This window comes from Lacticaseibacillus suihuaensis, assembly GCF_054785075.1.
This window is the reverse complement of record NZ_BAAGBJ010000013.1, coordinates 1-19,907: the sequence shown is the minus strand read 5'-3', so window position 1 is coordinate 19,907 and position 19,907 is coordinate 1. Positions and strand designations below refer to the sequence as shown.

At 62.3% G+C, this 19,907-nt stretch carries 15 protein-coding genes and 1 pseudogene; 6 read left to right on the top strand and 10 right to left on the bottom strand.

The window, feature by feature from the left end:
• The first annotated feature begins 133 nt into the window (after positions 1 to 133).
• Genes phnC through phnE (ACYVRZ_RS10685) form a run of 3 tightly spaced genes read left to right on the top strand, consistent with a single transcriptional unit; the run spans position 134 to position 2,473 of the window.
• On the top strand, positions 134 to 898 hold the full coding sequence (gene phnC, locus ACYVRZ_RS10695) for a phosphonate ABC transporter ATP-binding protein (RefSeq protein WP_461226759.1): 765 nt from the start codon (positions 134 to 136) through the stop codon (positions 896 to 898).
• Position 899: 1 nt separating this feature from the next.
• A complete protein-coding gene (gene phnE / locus ACYVRZ_RS10690) occupies positions 900 to 1,673 on the top strand; it encodes a phosphonate ABC transporter, permease protein PhnE (RefSeq protein WP_262316175.1) in 774 nt (257 codons plus the stop codon).
• Positions 1,670 to 2,473 carry a phosphonate ABC transporter, permease protein PhnE gene (gene phnE, locus ACYVRZ_RS10685; RefSeq protein WP_461226756.1) on the top strand — a complete coding sequence of 268 codons (804 nt, stop codon included), beginning with the start codon at positions 1,670 to 1,672 and terminating at the stop codon, positions 2,471 to 2,473. The genes phnE (ACYVRZ_RS10690) and phnE (ACYVRZ_RS10685) overlap by 4 nt, the downstream gene beginning before the upstream one ends.
• A 117-nt stretch (positions 2,474 to 2,590) precedes the next feature.
• On the opposite strand, the gene ACYVRZ_RS10680 is transcribed toward phnE (ACYVRZ_RS10685), so the two are convergent.
• The gene (locus tag ACYVRZ_RS10680; protein ID WP_461226754.1) at positions 2,591 to 3,790 is read right to left on the bottom strand and encodes a glycoside hydrolase family 27 protein; all 1,200 of its coding nucleotides are present in this window, start codon (positions 3,788 to 3,790) and stop codon (positions 2,591 to 2,593) included.
• A gap of 321 nt (positions 3,791 to 4,111) precedes the next feature.
• On the opposite strand from ACYVRZ_RS10680, the gene araA reads away from it, so the two are divergent.
• Positions 4,112 to 5,563 (top strand): L-arabinose isomerase, encoded by a 1,452-nt coding sequence (araA, locus tag ACYVRZ_RS10675; RefSeq protein WP_461226753.1) that lies wholly within the window; start codon positions 4,112 to 4,114, stop codon positions 5,561 to 5,563.
• Positions 5,553 to 7,151: an FGGY-family carbohydrate kinase gene (locus ACYVRZ_RS10670; protein WP_461226751.1), complete on the top strand. Its 1,599-nt coding sequence runs from the start codon at positions 5,553 to 5,555 to the stop codon at positions 7,149 to 7,151. The genes araA and ACYVRZ_RS10670 overlap by 11 nt, the downstream gene beginning before the upstream one ends.
• 127 nt (positions 7,152 to 7,278) lie before the next feature.
• On the opposite strand, the gene ACYVRZ_RS10665 is transcribed toward ACYVRZ_RS10670, so the two are convergent.
• The gene (locus ACYVRZ_RS10665; protein ID WP_461226749.1) at positions 7,279 to 8,364 is read right to left on the bottom strand and encodes a substrate-binding domain-containing protein; all 1,086 of its coding nucleotides are present in this window, start codon (positions 8,362 to 8,364) and stop codon (positions 7,279 to 7,281) included.
• 103 nt (positions 8,365 to 8,467) lie between these two features.
• Between ACYVRZ_RS10665 and ACYVRZ_RS10660 the strand changes: the two genes are divergently transcribed.
• The gene (locus tag ACYVRZ_RS10660) at positions 8,468 to 9,187 is read left to right on the top strand and encodes an L-ribulose-5-phosphate 4-epimerase (RefSeq protein ID WP_461226747.1); all 720 of its coding nucleotides are present in this window, start codon (positions 8,468 to 8,470) and stop codon (positions 9,185 to 9,187) included.
• A gap of 166 nt (positions 9,188 to 9,353) precedes the next feature.
• Here ACYVRZ_RS10660 and ACYVRZ_RS10655 read toward each other — a convergent pair whose 3' ends face one another.
• The 8 genes and pseudogenes from ACYVRZ_RS10655 to ACYVRZ_RS10620 all read right to left on the bottom strand — a co-directional run.
• Positions 9,354 to 10,730, bottom strand: a complete 1,377-nt coding sequence (locus ACYVRZ_RS10655) for an Nramp family divalent metal transporter (protein ID WP_461226745.1) — start codon at positions 10,728 to 10,730, stop codon at positions 9,354 to 9,356.
• Between the two features lie 212 nt (positions 10,731 to 10,942).
• Positions 10,943 to 11,572, bottom strand: a complete 630-nt coding sequence (locus ACYVRZ_RS10650; RefSeq protein ID WP_461226744.1) for a sugar O-acetyltransferase — start codon at positions 11,570 to 11,572, stop codon at positions 10,943 to 10,945.
• Between the two features lie 28 nt (positions 11,573 to 11,600).
• Entirely contained in the window at positions 11,601 to 12,359 is a 759-nt protein-coding gene (locus ACYVRZ_RS10645) for a sulfite exporter TauE/SafE family protein (RefSeq protein ID WP_461226743.1), read from the bottom strand.
• 139 nt (positions 12,360 to 12,498) lie between these two features.
• Positions 12,499 to 12,945 carry a MarR family winged helix-turn-helix transcriptional regulator gene (locus tag ACYVRZ_RS10640; RefSeq protein WP_461226742.1) on the bottom strand — a complete coding sequence of 149 codons (447 nt, stop codon included), beginning with the start codon at positions 12,943 to 12,945 and terminating at the stop codon, positions 12,499 to 12,501.
• A gap of 36 nt (positions 12,946 to 12,981) precedes the next feature.
• Entirely contained in the window at positions 12,982 to 15,693 is a 2,712-nt protein-coding gene (locus ACYVRZ_RS10635; protein ID WP_461226740.1) for a YhgE/Pip family protein, read from the bottom strand.
• A 733-nt stretch (positions 15,694 to 16,426) separates the two neighbouring features.
• Positions 16,427 to 17,791, bottom strand: coding sequence for a 23S rRNA (uracil(1939)-C(5))-methyltransferase RlmD (gene rlmD, locus ACYVRZ_RS10630; protein ID WP_461226739.1), 1,365 nt, complete (start codon positions 17,789 to 17,791; stop codon positions 16,427 to 16,429).
• Between the two features lie 142 nt (positions 17,792 to 17,933).
• On the bottom strand, positions 17,934 to 19,418 hold the full coding sequence (locus ACYVRZ_RS10625) for an ABC transporter substrate-binding protein (RefSeq protein WP_461226737.1): 1,485 nt from the start codon (positions 19,416 to 19,418) through the stop codon (positions 17,934 to 17,936).
• A gap of 214 nt (positions 19,419 to 19,632) precedes the next feature.
• Positions 19,633 to 19,907, bottom strand: a pseudogene (locus ACYVRZ_RS10620) (carbohydrate ABC transporter permease); the annotation flags it as partial.

Sequence of the window (19,907 nt, the reverse complement as noted above, 5' to 3'; positions counted from 1 at the left end):
CGCCAGATCCCCCCGCCCCGGGGTTCGGGGCGTTACATAAACAATTCTCGTGAGCAATCACGACGCCGCTTTGCGGCAATACTTAGACGCGGCCACGATCAAATGCGTGGCCGCGTTTTCAGGAGGAAAACACATGTCAGAACCAAAGCCCGTCATTGAATTCGACCATGTCAACAAGATTTATGACAATGGGGTCGTTGGCCTCAAAGACATCAACTTGACGATCATGCCTGGCGAATTCGTTGTCGTCGTGGGCCTGAGTGGTGCCGGTAAGAGTACCCTCATGCGTGCCGTGAACCGCCTGCACGATATCTCCAACGGGGACATCCGCATCGACGGCGAGTCCATCACCAAGGCACGTGGTAAGCAGCTGCTGCACATTCGGCGCAAGATCGGGATGATTTTCCAAAACTTCAACCTGGTGCGTCGCGCCACCGTGCTGAAGAACGTCCTGACCGGCCGCGTCGGCTACTACCCGACCTGGAAGATGATGTTCGGCCTGTTCAGTGAGGCGGACAAGCAACGCGCTTACGAGGCGCTTCAGACCGTCGAGCTGGAGGACAAGGTCTACACCCGCGCCGATCAGCTGTCCGGTGGTCAGCAGCAGCGCGTCTCGATCGCCCGGGCGCTGACTCAGGCCCCACGCATCATCTTGGCCGATGAACCGATCGCCAGCCTCGACCCGCAGACCACTAAGCGCGTGATGGACGACCTGCGCCGGATCAACCAGGAGATGGGCATCACCGTTCTGATCAACCTGCACAACGTCGAGCTCGCCCAGGAGTACGGCACCCGCATCGTCGGCATCCGCGCCGGCGAGAAGGTCTTCGACGGCCCGGTTGAAGCGGCCGACGACGCGACGATGGCCCAGATCTACAGCGGCGAAGAGGAGGGTTAAGATGACCTTACCAAAACGTGCCTTCCCCTGGCAAAAATGGGTGCTCACCATCGTCATGGTGGTCGGCCTGATCTGGTCGGCGTTCATCACCGACGCACATATGGGCAAGTTCTTCGAAAACTTCGGGGAGTTCACCAAGATTTTCGTTGAAATGTGCCAGCCGGACTGGTCCTACACCACCTATGTCTTCCAGCCGATGATCGAAACCATCAAGATGGCCGTCATCGGGACTCTGATCGGCTCGGTGCTGGCCTTTCCATACGCCCTGCTGGTCGCCCGCAACATCGTGACCAACAAGATCGTGGTCGGCGTCTTCCGCTTCATCCTGAACATTGTCCGGACCATTCCGGATCTGATGCTCGCGGCCCTCTTCGTGGCCGTCGTCGGCATCGGCCCGGTGGCCGGTGTGATCACCCTGGCGATTTTCACCTTCGGCATGGTCGGCAAGCTGTTCTACGAAGCCGTCGAAACCATCGACCCCGGACCGCTTGAGGCCGTGCGAGCGGCCGGCGCCGGGCGGCTTGAGATCATTCGCTTCGCGGTTTTGCCACAGATTGCCAACTACTTCGTCTCCTACGTGCTGTATGCCTTTGAAATCAACGTCCGGGCCTCCACCGTCCTCGGGTACCTCGGGGCCGGCGGGATCGGGGTCTACCTGCAGCAAGCCTTATCGATGTTTCGCTACGACCGCGTCGGGTTGATGGTGTTGGTCATCTTCATCGTCGTGCTGTTGATCGATTACACCAGTGGTAAAATGCGGGAGGCCTTGCTATGACAGACATGAAAAAACTGCCGGCACAGCCGGCGCAGCACCGCTGGCCGTTTTGGCTAGGCTGGACGGCCGTCGTCGTGCTGATCGTCTGGTCCTTCACCGGGATGCCAAGCTTCGAGCTCAAGGAAAACGCCGTGGTCGTGGCCAAGTCCATGCTCAACGGCCTGATTCACCCGGATTGGTCGTATGTCTGGACCGGCGACGGCGAAGACCTCACCCACGCCCTGCTTGAGACCCTGGGCATCGCCTTTCTCGGGACCTTCATCAGCGCCATCATCAGCCTGCCCTTCGCCTTTTGGGCGGCCCACACCAAAAACAAGTTCTGGCTCACGTCACGTTCCGGGAAGTTCGTGCTGACCGCGATCCGGACGTTCCCAGAAATCGTCATGGCCCTGATGTTCATCAAGGCCGTTGGCCCCGGCTCCTTCGCCGGGGTGCTGGCCGTCGGCTTCCACAGCGTCGGTATGCTGGCCAAGCTGTTCTCCGAGGCGATCGAAAACATGGACAACGGCGCCGGCGAGTCCGTCACCGCGGCCGGCGGGACCCGGCTGGATGTCACGATCCTGGCCTCCTTGCCCCAGCTGCTGCCGGAATTCGTCTCCAACACCTTGTACCGCTTCGAGCTGGCGATCCGCTCCGCCTCGATTCTGGGGATGGTCGGCGCCGGCGGGGTCGGGACGCCTTTGATCTTCGCGATTCAAACCCGTTCTTGGTCGCGCGTCGGCATCATCTTGATCGGCATCATCATCATGGTCACAGCCGTTGACTGGCTGTCCGGGGCCCTGCGCAAGCGCCTGGTCTGACACTAATCACCCACCCACCGCGGTGGGTGTTTTTTTTGTTCCCCGGATTCTCAACCGGCTGACCACCAAAAAAACTGCCTTGTCACCTAATGCGGCGACAAGGCAGTTTTTTTGGGCTTAACTTCGCGGCGTGGCCCAGGCGGCCACGCCATGCGGCGCAATGGCGTCGCCATCCCACAGGGGCTCGCCGGCCGCGGCCGGCAGCGGTACGGGGACGTCCAACAGGTTGAACACCGCGGTGTAGGCCTTGGTTGCCCCTTGGCCCTGCCACGTCACCTGCGCGGCGTCTGCCGACTGCTGCCAAGCCGCCTGCAGGTCCTGGCGCATCGCCAAGAGCTTGGGATTGGTGTACAGCGCCTCCTCCGGACCGCTGTGCGTCAGGTCCCCGCCGAGAAATAGCGGTGCCTGAAGCAGCGACCACAGCGTCAGCATGGTCTGCGCCTCGGCGGTGGTGAAGCGCGAACCCGGTCCGCCCTGCCGCTGCAAAATGGCGCCGAGCGGCAGCATATCCGGATCCGGCCAGCAGCCCGGCCGCACGAACGGCGCCCACTTGGCGGCGATTGGGAACATCCCCGCAAGCTGCGGCCAGGTGTCCCAAAAGTCGTCGGTCAGCCGCCACATGTTGGCGTTTTGCTGCAAAAAGGCCCCTTCGTTGATGTCGGCCGGACCGGGCGACAGGCTCAGCACCATCGGCCGCCCCGTCTTGTCGATGGCGGCACGCAGCGCCATGATTTCCGGCTTCATCATGCCGTACAGCGTGGAGTCGGCGATGTCATCGCACTTGATGAAGTCAACACCCCAGCTCGCGTACAGCGCGATCACCGAATCGTAGTAGGCCTGAGCCCCGGGCTGGGTCATGTCCAGGCCGTACATATCGCTGTTCCAGCGGCAGATGTTGTTGGCGGCGACGTCCCGGGCCCGGTAGCGACCGTTGCCAAAGGTCAAGTCGCGATGGACCGCCTGGCGCGGAATTCCCCGCATCATGTGGATCCCAAACTTCAGCCCCAGGCCGTGAACGTAGGCCGCAAGCGCGGTGAAGCCACCGGTGGTAGCCGACGGAAAGCGGTTCGGTGCCGGAATCAGCCGGCACTGGTTGTCCATCGTCAGCGCGGTGAACGGGTGGTAGGCCCAGCCATCGGCGTTCGGCTCGGACCACTGAATATCCACGACCACGTAGTTGTAGCCGAAGGGCCGCAGGTGGGCGGCCATGTAGTCGGCGTTGGCTCGCACCTCGGCTTCGGTGACCGAGGCCCCGAAGCAATCCCAGCTGTTCCAGCCCATCGGCGCGTGTGGCGCCCATTGTCGAAAATCTGCCATATGAGTTATTCCCTTTCCTCGCACCGCCGCCCAATGGCAGCGGTCACATTTTACCGTGCGACCGCAGTCGCCGTCCTTCACATCCGTACAAATTCTAACTTCTCGCAGCCAAAAATACAAGTATAAAGCGCGAAATATTCGCGCTAAATCGCCGGCGGCACGGTACTTTCGGCGATTTTCAGCACGTGTGACCGCCGGTGAGTGCCTCGGCAATTTGTACGTCAAATATCCTTTCGATTGACTTATCCGGATAAATATTTTAGTATCGTGACGAAAGCCCGATCAATACCAGGTCCTCGCGACCACCAAGGAGAACAAATCATGCTCAAAACTGAGTCTTATCGCTTCTGGTTCATCGTCGGCTCCCAAGCCTTGTACGGCGAGGCCGACCTGCGACAGGTTCGCGACGACGCCGAACACATCGTCAACGCCCTGAACGCCGCCAAGACGCTGCCCTACCCGGTCGTTTTCAAGGAGGTCGCCATCGATGCGGCCACCATCACCCGCGGCATGAAGGAAGCCAACTTCGATGACACCTGCGCCGGCGTCATCACCTGGATGCACACCTTCTCGCCGGCCAAGAACTGGATCCGCGGCACCAAGCTGCTGCAAAAGCCGCTGCTGCACCTGGCCACCCAGTTCCGCCAGGACATTCCGTGGGCCACCATCGACATGGACTACATGAACCTCAACCAAAGCGCCCACGGCGACCGCGAGTACGGCTTCATCAACGCCCGGCTGCGCAAGCACAACAAGGTCGTCTACGGCTTCTGGGGTGACGCGGCGGTGCAACAGGAAATCGCCGACTGGATGGCTGTTGCCGTCGCCTACAACGAGAGCTTCAACATCAAGGTCGCGCGGTTCGGCGACAACATGCGCAACGTCGCCGTGACCGAGGGCGACAAGATTGAAGCCCAGATTCAACTGGGCTGGACCGTCGATTACTACGGCATCGGCGACCTGGTGGCCGAGATGACCCGCGTCAGTGAGGCCGACATCGACAACGCGTACGCCGACCTGAAGTCCCGCTACGACCTGGTTGTCGGCGACAACGACCCCGCATTTTACGAAAAGCAGGTCCGCTACCAGCTCAAGGAAAAGATTGCGATGCAGCGCTTCTTTGAGCGCGGCGGCTACTCGGCCTTCACCACGAACTTCGAGGACCTCTGGGGCATCCAGCAGTTACCGGGCCTGGCCGTTCAGCTGTTGAACCGCGAGGGCTACGGCTTCGCCGGCGAGGGCGACTGGAAGACCGCGGCGTTGGATCGGCTGCTCAAAATTGCCAGCCACAATCAGGCCACCGGCTTCATGGAAGACTACACGCTGGACCTGCGCCAGGGCCACGAGGTCATCTTGGGCTCCCATATGCTGGAGGTCGACCCAACGCTTGCGACCACCAAGCCGCGCGTCGAGGTTCACCCGCTGGGCATCGGCAACCGTGAGGATCCGGCACGGCTGGTCTTTGACGGCCAGGTCGGCGACGCGATCGACGTCACCGTCTCGGACTTCGGCAACGAATACCGCCTGATCGGCTACCGCGTTGTTGCCAAGGCGGCCGAGGCGAAGGCCCCACACCTGCCGGTCGCCCGGCAACTCTGGACGCCCAAGGCCGGGCTGAAAGCGGGTGCCACCGCCTGGATTCAAAACGGCGGCGGCCATCACACCGTCTTCAGCACCGCGCTCACCATGGACCAGTTGGCAGACCTGGCCGCGCTGTTTGCGCTGACCTTCGTCGACCTAGACAACACGCTGGAGGGCCGCCATGCCGAGTGATCAGACCACCGCAGGCCTCAGCCTGGGCATCGAGCTGGGCTCCACCCGCATCAAGGCGGTGCTGATCGACGCGCAGGCCACCCCCTTGGCCACCGGCAGCCACGCCTGGGCCAACCAGCTGATTGACGGCAATTGGACCTACAGCCTGGACGACGCATGGCGCGGCATTCAAGACTGCGTGGCGCAGGTTGCCACCAAGCGCCTGGCCCAGACAGGCGAGCCGCTGACGCAAGTCGCCGCAATCGGCATCAGCGCCATGATGCACGGCTACTTGGCCTTTGACGCCGCCGACCGGCTGCTGGTGCCGTTTCGCACCTGGCGCAACAACACGACGGCGCCGGCCGCCGCGGCGCTGTCGGCCGCGCTCGCCTTCAACATCCCGCAGCGCTTCAGTGTCGCCCACCTGTACCAGGCGATGCAAAACCGCGAGGCCCATGTGCCGAAGCTTGCCTTTTTGACCACGCTGGCCGGCTACATCCACTGGCGACTCAGCGGCCGAAAGGTCCTGGGCGCCGGCGACGCGTCCGGCATGTTCCCGCTGGCCGCGACAGGCGACTACGATCCTGAGCGGCTGGCCACCTTCGACCGCCTGGCCCAGGCGGCCGGCTACCCGCTTTCGCTTGCCGACCTGCTGCCAAGGCCCTTGACCGCGGGTACCCCGGCCGGCCAGCTGACCCAGGCCGGTGCCCGGCTGCTCGATCCCACAGGCGTTTTGCAACCCGGTGCGGTGATGGCCCCGCCGGAAGGTGACGCCGGCACCGGCATGGTGGCGACCAACAGCGTTGAACCGGGCAGCGGCAACGTCTCGGTCGGCACCTCAGCCTTTGCCATGACCGTACTTTCGCGGCCGCTTCGCACGGTGTCGCCAGACGTCGACTGCGTGACCACCCCCACCGGGATTCCGGTGGCGATGGTTCACGCCAACAACTGCACCAGCGACCTCAACGCGTGGATGGGCCTGTTCGGGGCGGTCGCAACCGCTTGTGGCGTGTCTTTGCCCCTAGACGCGCTATACGCCAAGCTGCTGCCGCTGGCCCAAAGTGCGGCGCCGGATGCCGGTGGCCTGCTCAACTACGCCAACCTGTCGGGGGAAAACATCACGGCAGTCACCGCCGGGCGGCCGATGGCGGTGCGAACGCCGGACGCCGACTTCACCCTGGCCAACTTCATTCAAAGCCAGCTGTTTTCCGCCTTCGCACCGCTTAAAATCGGCAACGATCGCCTGTGGGCCGCGGAAGGCATCCGCGCCACGCACTTGGTCGCACAAGGCGGCCTGTTTCGCACCCCGCAGATCGCCCAGCAGGCGCTGGCCGACGCCTTGGCCACGCCGATCACGGTGCTGCAAAACGCCGGTGAAGGCGGCGCCTGGGGAGCCGCCGTGCTAGCGGCGTTCACGCGCGAGTCGCGCGGCCAGGAGCTGAGCGACTACCTGACGCACCACGTCTTCCAAGGCGTGACCGGCACCACACTGGCGCCGACGGCCGCCGGCACCGCTGGCTTCGACCGCTACATCGCCCAGTACCAGCGCGGCCTACCTGCCCAGCGCCTGGCCGGCCGCGACCTGCCGCTTCGCGCGGCGTGGTCGTGAGCAGCGACCAGCGCAACTGACCGCACCGCACCGTAGCCAAGCGGCCGCGGCGTCGTCCAAGCTTGCGTGGTAGCGCGAACGCAAACAGGCGCGTCAGTGGCGACGCGCCTGGTGCAAAACCAATGAATTAGGCGCCGATGTCCGACACTGACGCGCCTGCGACCACCACCGGTGGGTAGACCCGCGACTGCGGCGTTGCGGCACCGGGCTTGGCCGCAAGCATCTCAAGCATCAGCGCCGCCGCATCCTGGCCCATCTGGGCCTTGGGGTGGGCGACCGAGGTCAGCGCCTCGCCGCCGGCGGTGGTCAGCCCGGCATTGTCAAACCCGATTAAGGACAGGTCGCCGGGCACCGCCAGCCCCAGCCGCTGCGCCACGATCGCGACGCGCTGGGCCACCGCGTCGTTGTAACACACGACGGCAGTCGGTCGGTCGGCGCGGCGCAACACCTGTTGCAGCTGGTCTTCAAGCGCGGTGGCCGGGGTTTCGGTGCGGTACTGAAGAAAGCTGCCGGTGCTCGGCCCCCCTGCCTGCTGCAGCGCGGTGACGAAGCCATTCATGCGGTCGACGCCTTGCCGGTCATCGGTTTTGAACACCCCAAGCAAGTTGACGTGGTGCCGCGCCAGCAGGTACTGCGTCGCCAGGCGGCCGCCTTCATAATCATCCAACACAAGCGCAGGTACCGGCAGATCCGCCGCCTTGGCGTTGATGGTCAAAACGGGTACCCCGGCGGCGATCAGCTTTTGGTACCCGGCGCGGTTGGCGAGTCCAAAGGCCGACTGGCTGGGCTCGATAATCACCCCCGACACGGAATTGGCGGCCAACGTGGCCAGCGTCTGGGCCTCAAGCGCCGGGTCGTTGTGGGTGCTGGCCAGCATCAAAGACACCCCGGCCTGGCGCAACACCTGCTCGGCCCCGGCGATGATCGACGGAAAAATGTAGTCGTTCAGGTAGGTCGCGACCACCGCGACGGTACCGCGCGGCGGCGTAACGGTGCGTTTCGCCTTAGCGGTGACGAAGGTGCCGGCGCCTTGGACCCGGTAAACCCAGTTGGCGGCCTCAAGCTCACCCAGCGCCTTGCGGATGGTGTGGCGGCTGACGCCGAACTGCTGCATCAACGCGCTTTCGGTCGGCAGCTTCGCGTCGTCTTCGTACTGCCCGTGTTCAAGCCAGTCACGGATGGCGGCCGTCACGGCCTGGTACTTTTTTTCCATAAGCTCGTGTCTCCTTTGATAGATGCGGATAAATTTTAACCCATGGTTCGCCGAAGCTCAAGTTTATTGCGCGGCAGCCGACAAGTGATACGGAGGAATTCGAATGCTCGAACAATTGAAACAAGACGTCTATGACGCCAACATGCAGCTGCCCCAACTGGGCCTGGTCACCTTCACCTGGGGCAACGTCTCGGGCATCGACCGCGACGCCGGCCTGTTCGTGATCAAGCCGTCGGGCGTCGCCTACGATCAGCTCACGCCGGCCGACATGGTGGTGGTCGACCTGCAGGGCCGCGTGGTGGAAGGCAATCTGAACCCCTCAAGCGACACGCCGACGCACGTCGTTTTGTACAACGCCTTTCCAGACATCGGCGGCATCGTTCACACCCACTCGCCTTGGGCCGTGGCCTTCGCCAGCGCCGGCCTGCCGGTACCGGCCCTGAACACCACGGCCGCCGACACCTTCTACGGCGACGTGCCGGTGACCGCACCGCTGAACCAGGCGCAGATTCAACGCGCCTACGAGGCCGAAACCGGTGAGGCGATCGTTGCCACCTTTCGGGCTGATCAGCGCGACCCGATGGCGGTGCCGGCGGTGCTGGTCGCCCAGCACGGCCCCTTCGCCTGGGGCCCCACCCCGGCCCAGGCGGTGTACAACGCCAAGGTGCTGGAGGTGGTGGCCGAAATCGACTACCACGCGCTGATGCTCAGCCACAAGGACAGCCACGTGCCACAGTACTTGCTGGACAAGCACTACTACCGCAAGCACGGCAGCACCGCCTACTACGGGCAGGACAACCCGCAAAGCGGCTCGCACCGCTAGGCCCGGTCCGAACGGGCGGCGGCCCGGACGACCAGCGCGGCTGGGTTTGGGCCGACCCGGCTTCTGGGGCCAAGCGTCGCCCGGCTACCACCGCATTTTCAAAACGCAAAAGGCGATTGCCCCAGCCGCACAGCGGCCGACGCAATCGCCTTTTTTGGCAGCGCGGCTAACCCACGACGCCCAGTGTCTGAAGAATCAAGTAGACGTTCAGCGCGATCAGCACCCACGTCGCGGTCCAGGCGCAGACTCGCACCCAGGTCTTGTTGGTGAACTCGCCCATCAGGTCCTTGTTGGAGGTGAACGCCACCAGCGGAATCACCGCGAACGGCAAGGCGACGCTCAAGAACACCTGCGAGAAGGTCAGCAAGTCCTCGATTTTGGCCTCGTTGCCGTGGTAGTAGATGGCAAAAACCAAAACCGGCGTCACGGAGAGCAGCCGCGTCAGCAGGCGCTGGGCCCACATCGGCATCTTCAGGTGAATGAAGCCTTCCATGATGATCTGGCCGGCCAGTGTGCCGGTGATGGTCGAGCTTTGCCCGGACGAGAGCAAAGCGACGGCGAACAGCATCGACAGCACCGGGCTGGCAATCGCACCGACCACCTGCGAGTCGCTCAGCGCGTGGAACAGGTCGACGAAGCGGCCGAGATCGGAGTTGGTGCCGTAAAACAGCGCGGCCCCGAGGATCAGCAGCAACGAGTTGACGATGAACGCCAAGAACAGCTGCAGGTTGGAGTCAATCGTGGAGAACCGCACCGCCTGGGCGAGCTCGTCGCGATTGCTGCGGTCAACCTTGCGGGTCTGGGAAATCGACGACCCCAAGTACAGGTCATGCGGCATCACGGTCGCGCCGACGATCCCAAGCGTCAGGTACAGCATGCCGTGGTTGGTCAAGATCTCCTTGACCGGGATGTAGCCCTCCAGGATGCCGGTGACGCTTGGGCTGGCCAGGAACACCTCGTAGGCGAACACCAGCAAGATGACGGTGACCAAGGTCGCCACGATCGCCTCGATCTTGCGAAAACCCAGCTTCATCAAAAGCAGCAAGATCAAGACGTCGGCGGCGGTGATGATGATGCCGACGATCAACGGAATGTTGAACAGCAGCTTGATGGCGATCGCCGAGCCGATGATCTCGGCGATGTCGGTGGCCATGATCGCCAGCTCGGCGACGATCCACAGCAGAAAGCCCGAGACCTTGCCGGTGTGCTCGCGCGTCAGCTGCGCCAGGTCCTTACCCGTCACGATGCCCAGTTTAGCGGCCATGCTTTGCAACAGCATGGCGATCAAACTGGACAGCAGGACGACGGCCAGCAGCCGGTACTGGAACTGGGCGCCACCGGCAATCGAGGTGATCCAGTTGCCGGGGTCCATGTACCCCACGGCGATCAAGACGCCGGGGCCGGTGTAGGCCATCAGGGTGCGGAAGAACCCCGCGTTCTTGGGCACCTCGACGCTGCCGTTCACCTCATCCAAACTCTTTTGCCCGGGTTCCTCCGCAAAGTGCAGGACCTCGCGCTTCTTCTTCGGTTCATTTGCCTTCATTTCGAGTGGCCTCTTTTCTATTGGTTTAGAAATTTGGTGTCAAATCCGCTCAACAAAACGAGCGTTCGCTCAAACCCCACAAGATACTGTAACCCGCCGCGAACCATAAAACAAGTATATTTTTTGGGCTTCCTAATCTTTCTTGTAAGCCGCTGGCCGCGGCGGTTGCCCCCGGGTCGCAAGCGCCCGTCCCGTCCAGAAGTTAGCGGCGCCTAGTCTCCTGCAACCGGCCCCATCAGCCGCTCGTATTCGGCCTTTTGGCTGGCCCAGTCGGCCTTGTCTGCCTCGGTAATCGGCCGCAAGACCTTGGCCGGAACGCCGGCGGCTACCACGTTGGCCGGCAGGTCGTGGGTCACCACGGCCCCGGCCCCCACCACCGTGTTGGCGCCGATGGTGACCCCGGGGCAAACCGTGACGTTGCCGCCGAGCCAGACGTTGTCGCCGATGGTGATCGGGTGGCCGTACTCCAGGTCCTGGTTGCGAATGTCTGCAATCAGCGGGTGGCCGGCGGTGTACAGCCCCACCCGCGGTCCGAACATCACGTGATCGCCGATGGTGATCGGCGCGATGTCCAGCAGGATGCACTCATAATTGGCGTAAAACTTTCGGCCTACGTGAACATTCTCGCCGTAATCCACGCGAATCGGCACCTCCGCGTAGGCGTCGCCGCTCGGGCAGTCAAACAGCTCCCGCAGCACCGCCTGGCGCTTAGCGAACGCGTCGGGCGCCGTTTGGTTGAACTGATAGACCAGCTCCCGGGCCCGGGCCCGACCGGCCGTCAGTTCGGCCCCACCGGAGTAGTACAGCTTACCGGCCACCATCAAATCCTTGTCTGTCGTCACCGTCATAACTTCCTTTCGTTGCGCCGCCTCACGCGAGGTAGGCGGTGTAAAACAGGTAGGCGGCCAAGCCAAAGGCCGCAATCGCGACCCCGATGCGCAGCCAGGCCGCCGGCACGTGCCGCACGACGATTGGCCCAAGCAGGCCACCGCCAAACATCCCAATCCCCAGGGGAATCACCATCAACCAGTAAATTTTGGTGGTGAAGGCGTAGATCACAAGCGAAATCAGGTTGGTGCAAAGCGCCGCGAAGTTTTTGATCGCCGTGGTTTCAGCGAAGGTCACCGGCAGCGTCAGGCTGAGAATCGCCAGCATGATCACCCCGGCCGACGCCCCGAAGTAGCCGATGTAAACGCCGACCAAGAACACGGCGACGTCGCGAATGACCAACCCGCTGCGGCCGGCAAAGGCGCTGGAATGCGTCGGCACCCGCATCGACCCGAGCATCAAAAATCCGGCGAGCAGAATCAAAAACGGCACCACTTTTTCAAAGCTGGAGGCCGGCGCAAAGGCCAGCACCAGGCTGCCGACCAGGCCCCCGGCCAACGCCCAGGCGGTGACTTGAAGCGCGAGTTTCGGGTAGCGGTGCAGCTCGTGGCGCGACGACACCGCAGAGCCGATGCCGTTGAACACCAAGGCCGCGGTGTTGGTCACATTCGCCGACACCGGCGGCACCCCCAGCGCCAACAGCACCGGGTATGACACCAAGCTGGCCAGGCCGGCCATCGAGCTCAAGAGGCCGGCGAAAAGCCCGGCGACCAGCAGCGTTGCAATTACGGTAAGGGTCATCTGACGCACCATCCTTCGTTGATAAGTTCAGCTTACCACGCCTGGCCAGCTTGGCAATGGCCGCCCGAACAATCTTGTGACCCGGCTCGGCCGGCAGTCAAAAAAAGCGCCAGCCGGGGGGAGTCGGCTGGCGCAGGTCCTAACTGGTACTGGTCGGGCGCATCAGCTTGTCGCCGACTTTTTGCAGCAGGCGCAAGAGCTCGCGGGCATCCGCCTCGCCCAAGATGGTCACCCAGCGGTCGAAGCGCAAAGCGATGGTGACGTCCAGGCGTGCAACCACCGCGGCGCCGCTTGCCGTCAGCGCCAGCGGCAGCCGCCGGCGGTCGGCGACGTGCCGCTCCTGGGTGATCATGCCGCGAGCCATCAGCGCCTTGATCTGGCGCGAAATGGCGGCCCGGGTGACCCCGCGGCGCTGGGCGATCTCGGTCATCGCCAGCTGATGCCCCGCCGCCAGGTCGTGCATGATGAAGAACTGCTCGAAGGACAGGCCATCCGCCTTCATCGGCGCGTTGATCAAGTCGTCGATGTTCTTGAAGGTTTCAAAATACATCCGAATGTAGTCATCCAGCAACTGCGGGTCGCCCATGGGGCCGCCTCCTTTCTCGCCTGCTTGAAGCTGCGGCTAATCGCTGGCCTTTTCGCCTTGGTGCCACATCACCGCCGGAATCATCAGGGCCAAGGACAACAGCCCGACCGCCAGCAGAATAATCACACTGGTGACGGTGGTGCTAGTCGCCATGCCGCCGGTAATCACCTCGCGGTAGCCGTTGATCGCGTAGGTCATCGGCAGGAACTTCTGCGTCGCCTCGTACAGCGGACTGATGGTTTCGGCCGGGAACAAGCCGCCGGAGCCGCTCAGGGTCAAAAGCCCCAAGGCGATGAAAATGCCGACGCGGTTGAACGCAAGCGTCAACACCATGGTCAGGTACTGCGCCGCCAGTGCGAACAACAGCGTGATGCCGTAGAAGCCGACCACGTTGGCAACCGGCAGGTGCATCATCAAAAGCATCAGGGTCGCCTCAATCAGGGCCGCCCCTGCGGCCACCAGGGTGCCGACGGCCAGTTTGCCCAGCAGCCACTGCATCGGGCTGCGGTCGTCATCGTCGCTGCGCTTCAGTGGGTAGGCGAAGTTGAAAATGATGATGGCGACGAACAGTGCAAGGGCCAGCACGTACGGCGCAAGCGCCGCCCCGTAGTTCTTGACCGCGGTGTACTTCACCTGCACATCCGTGGACGGTGCCGCAAACATTTTGGCCGTCAGGTTGGTCAGCTTAGTGGCGACAATCTGCTGGTACCCGTCGTCAAGCCCGGTGCTCAGCTGGGTGTTGCCGGCCAACAGCTGGCCGGCCCCACCGGTGAGCTGCTTGTTCTTGGCGGTGAGCTGCTGAGTGCCGTCGTACAGCTGACCGACGCCATCGGTCAGGGCCGGGACCTGGCCGTTGAGCTGGTTCAGGCCGTTGGCTTCCTTAACCGAGCCATCGTAAAGCTGCTTGACCCCGCTTTGCAGCGCCGGTACGGCGTTGTTGAGCTGGGTGCTGCCGGCGTAAAGCTTTGAGACGCCGCCGCGCAGTGCCGGCACCGCTGCGTTAAGCTGGTGACTCCCCGCGTAAAGCTGTGAAATCCCGGTGGCAAGCCCCGGGGCCTTCTTGTTCAGATCACCCAGCCCCTTGGCCAAGGTCTTGGCGCCTGCCGCCATCTGGGCGGCCGCCGCCTTGAGCGGCAGGTCTTTTTTCTGCTCGGCCGGCGTCTTGTCGGTCTTATTGACCTGGTTGTCCAGCTCGGTCGCCCCGTCGTTCAGGGCCGCGATCGCCTCGCTGAAGGTGTAGCCGTCCTTGTTTTGACCGGTTGGATCCGGGTTCTTGGCGGTCAAGCCGGCGGCCAGCGTCTTGACCGCGACGGCAAGCCCCTTGGGGTCGCCTGCCGCGTCAACGCCGGTGTCGGACATCTGGGCGTGAACCACATCGATCAACCCACCGGCCGTGGTCAAAGCCGTTTGGGTCGTGGCCTGGCTGGCCTTGACCTTGGTGAAGGCCGCCTTGGCCGCGGCCTGCTGATCCTCAGGTAAAGTGGCAATCACCGCGGCCATCTCGTCGTTGGCCTCGGTCTGCGCCGCCTCCAGCTTCTTGGCCTCGGCCGTCGCCTTCTTTTGGGCGTCGGTCAAGCTGGCCATCTGCGTCGGCAGCAGCATGTTGATGGTGCCAAAGCTGCCGGTACCGAAGCTCGTGTAGGCGATGTTGAACAGGTTGACGCTGGACTGAACGGTTTTGTTCAGCTTCTCCACGCGGCCGACCAGGTTTTGGTCGACCAGCTGCTTTTGAAAGCCGGCAATGGCCTGCTGCAGCTGGGTGATGCCGGCGGTCAAGGCCGGCGCCTTGGCGTTCAGCTGACCCAAGGCAGCGGCCAGTTGGGCGCTGCCGGTCGTCAGTTGCTGAACGCCGGCGGCCAGGTCGGTGTCTTGCGTCTTACCGTTGACCTCGGCGTTGATTTTGCCTAACCCGCCATCGATTTGGCCGACACCTGAGGCCAACGCCGGCGTCTTGCTGTTCAGCTGACCGAGGCCGCCGTTGAGCTGGCCGACGCCTGAGGCCAAGGCCGGGGCCTTACTGTTGAGCTGACCCAGGCCGGTTTGGAGCTGCTGGCCGCCGTTTGTCAGCTGGCCGACGCCCGAGGCCAACGCCGGCACCTTACCATTGAGCTGGCTCAGGCCGTCATCGACTTGGCTGACGCCGCCGGTGTACTGGCCCAGGCCGTCGCTCAGCGTGGTCTGGCCGGCGACCAACTTGGCCGCGCCGTCCTTGGCGTCCTTGAGCTTGCTGCCGATTTCGGAGACCTTGGCGAACAGGGCCTGGGCGAAGGCGGTGGTCACCTTCTCGCGAATCTGCGCGTTGAGCTTGTCGGCGCCGACCTGGCTGATGATTTCAGACACGTAGTTCAAGGAACCGTTGGTCTGATAGGTCAGCTTCATCTGCTTGGGATGCGCGTCCAGCACCGTGGCCGCGTTGGCCGAGAAGTTCTTCGGCAGCGTCACCACGGTGTAATACTTGTTTTGGGCCAAGCCCTTCTTGGCCGCTTCCGGGGTGCAAAAAACCCACTTGAGCTGCTTGTCGTCCTTCAGCTGGGCCACGGTGTCGCGGCCGGCGCTGATGGTCTTACCCTCCAGTGTGGCCGGTTGGTCCAAGTTGACCACGGCCACCGGAATCTTACCGGTGTTGCCGTAAGGGTCCCACGCCGAGGTCAGGAAACAGAATGAATAGGCAAAGGGAATGAACAAGATCACAAGCATTGCCGCGATTAACCCCTTGTGCTTGGCAATGCTTCGAAATTCGCGGGTCATCAAATCACTTTCAACTCCTTCATCGCCTCAGCCCGAGGCGGGTTTCGTGTCACTGCATACAACTTCAACTGCATTGAATGTATATGCCATTGACAATGATTAACTATCCGTCCCTCGCGCCTTTTTGTCAAACGTTTTCTTCGCTTCACAAGCGGCGCCACGCCAAAATCACCGTTAGCACGGGTCATCCGGTCCCGACAAAAGTTGCAAATTTCACAAATCCGGGCTAAAAAAAAGCCCGGTGCCGTCTCACGACGTTGCCGGGCAGGACGAAGCCACCGAACGCTTGGTGTTCGGCGGCTCCGCTTCTCTTGCTGGTTGACAGTCATCATTTGGTCGCCACCGGCCGACCGTGGCCGGCCGGGTGGCACTTTGAAACAAGCCACGCGCCGAGCCCCTCCGCAGCTACCTCGCAAGCGAGTAGGAGAGACAGTGACACTGCGCGTGGGTGGTGGCGTTCACCCTGGTATTCGGTCCCGTCGAGGGGAGCCGTAACGCGAAAACACGTGTGTTGAAAGCCAGAATCGGCTTGGTATGGGCGGGGGTACTGGGAATGCTTATCTCCCGGCCATTCCCCCTGGGGCAGTGGCATTGCAACGGCCCTGTCCGGGAGCCGCTTCCCTGTCCTAGAATAATCATCCACAATTAGTGTAAGCCCTGCCATCCTGACCGTCAATGTTTAAGCTCGCCGACGCTCGCAAACAAAAAAGACCCGCTTCGGCGGGTCCAACCATCAGCGCGACAGCACCGTGACCGATTCAATCGACGTCGTCTGCGGGAACATGTCAACCGGCTGCGTCGCGGCGGCGCGGTAGCCAAAGCCTTGCAGGGCCACGAGGTCTCGCGCCAAGGTCGCCGGGTTGCAGGAGACGTACACAATCTTGGGTGGTAGCATCACCCCGACGGCCGCGACGAACTCGGGTGCCAGGCCCTTGCGCGGTGGATCGACCATCAAGACGTCGGCGTGAAGGCCCTGGTCCTGCCACGCCTGCATCACGTCTTCGGCCTTGCCGACCACGAACTCGGCGTTTTGAATACCGTTGAGCTGCGCGTTTTCCCGCGCATCGGCCACGGCCTCTGGGACCACCTCGACGCCGTAGACCTGCTTGGCGTGTTTCGCCATGGTCAGGCTGATGGTGCCGATGCCGGAGTAGGCGTCGATCACGACTTCGTGGCCGGTCAGGCCGGCACGGCGAATCGCCTCGGTGTAAAGCACCTCGGTTTGCTGCGGGTTGACTTGGTAGAAGCTGAGCGGACTGATGCGAAAACGGCTGCCCAAAAGCGTGTCTTCCAGGTACGGCGTGCCGTACAGCACCCGCGTCTTTTTGCCCAGAATCACGTTGGTCGCGCGTTCGTTGAGGTTCAAAATCACAGACACCACCTCGGGCAAGGCGGCGGTGATGCCGGCGACCAGCTCGTCGAGGTACGGCACGGCCCAGGTGCGGGCGACCAGCACAATCATCATCTGGTGGGAGAAGTACCCCCGCCGCACCATGATGTGCCGAATTACCCCGCGGTTGCTGGCCTCGTCGTAGGCCGGCACCTGGTAGCGGCGCATCAAATCCCGCACCACCAGTACCGCAGCGTCGATTTTGGGGTCTTGGATGTAAAAATCCTCAAGCGGCACCAGCTCATGGGTGCGGCGCTTGTAAAAACCGGTGGTCGCCTGCCCCGCGATGTCACGCACCGGAATCTGCGCCTTGTTGCGGTAGCCGAAGGGCTGGGCCATGCCGAGCGTGGCCAACACCGGCACATCCAGGTGGGCCTTTTGGTAGAGGTTGCGGATCTGCGTCGCCTTGAAGGTCAGCTGCGCCTGGTAGGCCAGGTGCTGAAGCGGCGCGATGCCAGTCTGCGTGTAGGCCTTGCCGCGCGGCGCCACCCGGTCGGGCGACGTGGTCAGCAAGTTGACCAGCCGCGCGAAGGCGTACTTCTTGTCGGCCTTGGTCACCCGAATCACGGCCTGCTCGCCGGCCAGCACCCCCTCGATGAACAACGGGTACCCGTCTAACTTGGCCACCCCCATGCCTTCGTAAGTCAGGTCTTCAACGGTGACCGTCAGTTCCTCGTTTTTTGCTACCGGTGTCTTTGCCACGTTCATCCTCCTCGATTCGCTCGTACCCCTGAGTGTAACAGACTTTGCCGGCGACAACAACGGGCGGGTTCGCCCCACCGTGCCAGGCTCGCGACGGCCGCCGACCGAACCAAAAAAGCGCGGCTGACCGCCGCGCTTCGTTGTGACACTACTTCTTCAGGAATTCGTTGTACTGCTTTTGGATCAGCTTTTGCACCTTTTCCCAGCCGGCAGCCTTGAGCTCGCCGTTCATCTTGTCGATGGTTGGGATCGGGTCTGCGGTCCCGGTGTTGAGGATGTCGGAGTACTTGCTCATGACGTTAGCAATGTTGGTCATTTCGGTCTTCACAGACGTGGTGTCCGGAACAAAGCCCAGGCCGGCCGACTGCTTGGCGTTGGCGATCTTGTCGTCGCGGTCCTTGATCATCGCATCGGTCACTTCGTCCTTGGTGTAAAGCAGCTTGTTGTTACCGGTCATCCAAGCGCCGTAGTAGGTCTTTTCCTTGTAGCCGGCAAGCGTCTTGATCTTCTCGTTGGCCTTGTCGGTGAACTGCCACTGCTTGCCCTGAATGCCCCAAACCATGGTGTTCAGGATCTTCTTGTTGGTGTTGATGGCGTTGAGGACCTCAACGGCTTCCTTCTTGTGCTTGGAGGACTTGGAAACCACGTACATCGCCATTTGGGCATCAGAGGTCGCCTTGTAAGGCTTGGAAATCTGCTTGACGGTGACGGTCTTGCCGTTACCACGGGCGTTGTTCAAAGCGGTTGCGCCGTAGTCGAAGGGACCGTTCGTCTCAACGCGGGTGAACCAAGTGTCCTCAGGCAGGTTGTACTGGGTGCTGGACGTGGCCGCATCCTTTGGGATGTAGCCGGCCTGGTACCAGCTGTGCAGGGTCTTCAGGTTCTTTTGCATGGTCTTGGTGCTGTACGGGTTTTCAACCTTCGTGGTCTTGCCGGTCTGGTCGATCACGAATGGGTAGGCGTTGCTCAGTGGGTACTCGTAGCTGTGCGTCGCGTCAAAGGCCGGAGCGTGGTAGCCCTTGCCGATGGCAAATGCGGCAACACCAGGGTTGGCCTTGTGGAAGGCGGCCAGGGCTGGGGTGGCGTCCTGCAGGGTCTTCACGTCATCAACGCTGATGTTGTACTTCTTCAGGAAGGTGTCGTTGAAGGTCAGGGTTTCCTGGGAGAAGACGTTGGCGTTGGTTGGGAAGCCGTAAATCTTGCCGTTGACGGTGACGCCTTTCCAGTAGGCCGGGTTGATCGCGTCGTAGGCCTTCTTGGCGTACTTCTTCAAAAGTGGCGTCAGGTCCGTGAACGCGCCTTTGTGAGCGTTATCCACGTAGCTGCCCGATGAGAACGCCAGGTCGAACGAATCACCGGAAGTCAGCATGACGTTGAACTTTTGGCCGTAATCACCCCAAGACAGCGGCTTGATCGAGAGCTCGACGTTCGGGTACTGCTTCTGGATTTCCTTGTTGACGATCTTCATCATGGCCTTGTCGTTGGTCAAGACGTCGCCGGGCCGGTACATGGTGACCGTTACCTTGCCCTTGCTGCCACTGTCACCGTCGCTGTTGCTCTTGCCACACGCTGCCAGCGCGAGCGCCGCAGCTGCGGTACCTGCGATTGCTAATCCTTTTTGCCACTTACTCATAAGCTAAGTTCCTCCTACAGAAAACTTATTTTTGGCGTTTAAGCCAGTTGGTACACCAGGTTAAAAGTGGTTCGATAAAACTTTCACGAGGCCTCGAGGCAACATTAAAGGCAGGACACGGCATGGGGGCGTGGTGCCGACTGCCCCCGGCCGGCCCTGCCTCCAGGTCCGGTGTGAACAGAACATGTTGCGATTGAGGCGTTGACGCTTCGGGCTAACCCTTGACGCCGCCGACGGTCATGCCCTTGACGAAGTACTTCTGGAAGAATGGGTACGTCAAGGCGATTGGCAAGGTGGCGACCACCACGACGGCGAAGCGCATGCCTTCGGACGGAATCTCCGTACCGGCGGCCATGGTCGACCCGCCTTGTGCGGCCTGCTGGGTCAGCATCTGAATGTTGTTTTGAATCTTAACCAGCAGGTACTGCAGCGGTGTCACGTTCGGGCTGTCGGTGTACAGCATCGCGTTGAACCAGTCGTTCCAGTAGC

Coding starts and splice junctions, on each gene's coding strand:
- phnC (WP_461226759.1), top strand. CDS start 134: ATGTCAGAACCAAAGCCCGTCATTGAATTCGACCATGTCAACAAGATT.
- phnE (WP_262316175.1), top strand. CDS start 900: ATGACCTTACCAAAACGTGCCTTCCCCTGGCAAAAATGGGTGCTCACC.
- phnE (WP_461226756.1), top strand. CDS start 1,670: ATGACAGACATGAAAAAACTGCCGGCACAGCCGGCGCAGCACCGCTGG.
- ACYVRZ_RS10680 (WP_461226754.1), bottom strand. CDS start 3,790: ATGGCAGATTTTCGACAATGGGCGCCACACGCGCCGATGGGCTGGAAC.
- araA (WP_461226753.1), top strand. CDS start 4,112: ATGCTCAAAACTGAGTCTTATCGCTTCTGGTTCATCGTCGGCTCCCAA.
- ACYVRZ_RS10670 (WP_461226751.1), top strand. CDS start 5,553: ATGCCGAGTGATCAGACCACCGCAGGCCTCAGCCTGGGCATCGAGCTG.
- ACYVRZ_RS10665 (WP_461226749.1), bottom strand. CDS start 8,364: ATGGAAAAAAAGTACCAGGCCGTGACGGCCGCCATCCGTGACTGGCTT.
- ACYVRZ_RS10660 (WP_461226747.1), top strand. CDS start 8,468: ATGCTCGAACAATTGAAACAAGACGTCTATGACGCCAACATGCAGCTG.
- ACYVRZ_RS10655 (WP_461226745.1), bottom strand. CDS start 10,730: ATGAAGGCAAATGAACCGAAGAAGAAGCGCGAGGTCCTGCACTTTGCG.
- ACYVRZ_RS10645 (WP_461226743.1), bottom strand. CDS start 12,359: ATGACCCTTACCGTAATTGCAACGCTGCTGGTCGCCGGGCTTTTCGCC.
- ACYVRZ_RS10640 (WP_461226742.1), bottom strand. CDS start 12,945: ATGGGCGACCCGCAGTTGCTGGATGACTACATTCGGATGTATTTTGAA.
- ACYVRZ_RS10635 (WP_461226740.1), bottom strand. CDS start 15,693: ATGACCCGCGAATTTCGAAGCATTGCCAAGCACAAGGGGTTAATCGCG.
- rlmD (WP_461226739.1), bottom strand. CDS start 17,791: ATGAACGTGGCAAAGACACCGGTAGCAAAAAACGAGGAACTGACGGTC.
- ACYVRZ_RS10625 (WP_461226737.1), bottom strand. CDS start 19,418: ATGAGTAAGTGGCAAAAAGGATTAGCAATCGCAGGTACCGCAGCTGCG.